We start from the raw sequence: 577 nt of genomic DNA, 5'->3' as shown, positions 1-577 counted from the left end.
TATACAGTGCTTTTCGGATCCGGGTTGGGCCATAAAACTTACCGCTAGAGTTCTCGGGCCGCCATGCCGCTTCCAGATTGTCGTCCTCAAATACGATTGGGGCATCGTTGATAAGGCTTGCAGCGGTGGTCCCGTTTTCTATCGCTGCCAAATAAACAAAGGCTTTGAAGTTGGAACCTGGTTGTCGTTTGGCTTGTGTCGCGCGGTTGTAGTGGCTCATGGCAAAGTCATAGCCGCCAACCAGTGCCTTGATTGCTCCGTTGTCGGGGTTGATCGAAATAAGGGCGCCTTGTGCCTCCGGAAGTTGGCTTAGGTGGATGATTTCTGCCATTGCCGTTTCGCCGTCTTCATTGCTGGTTTCTGTGTTTGACGTGGTCACTTGAATCACGTCACCGGTTTGAAGTATGTCTTCCAGGCTTTTGATGGCAGGACCTCTTCGGTCAACGGTCTCGTATTTTCTTGCCCATTCGGCCTGCTCGCGTAGCAAGGTCTTTTCCTGGCCATCTTTGAGTGATAATTTGGCGCTATCTTGAGATACTTCTAATACCAGCGCTGCTTGGTGTTGACGTGGGGTTTT

At 51.0% G+C, this 577-nt stretch carries 1 protein-coding gene; it reads right to left on the bottom strand.

All coding sequences use genetic code 11. From position 1 onward, the window contains the following. Positions 1-577, bottom strand: a 577-nt coding sequence (locus tag A3766_RS00820; protein WP_255375268.1) for a penicillin-binding transpeptidase domain-containing protein, incomplete at both ends; no start/stop codon positions are given.

This window comes from Oleiphilus sp. HI0132 (assembly GCF_001635845.1).
This window is presented reverse-complemented; position numbering and strand designations above follow the sequence as displayed.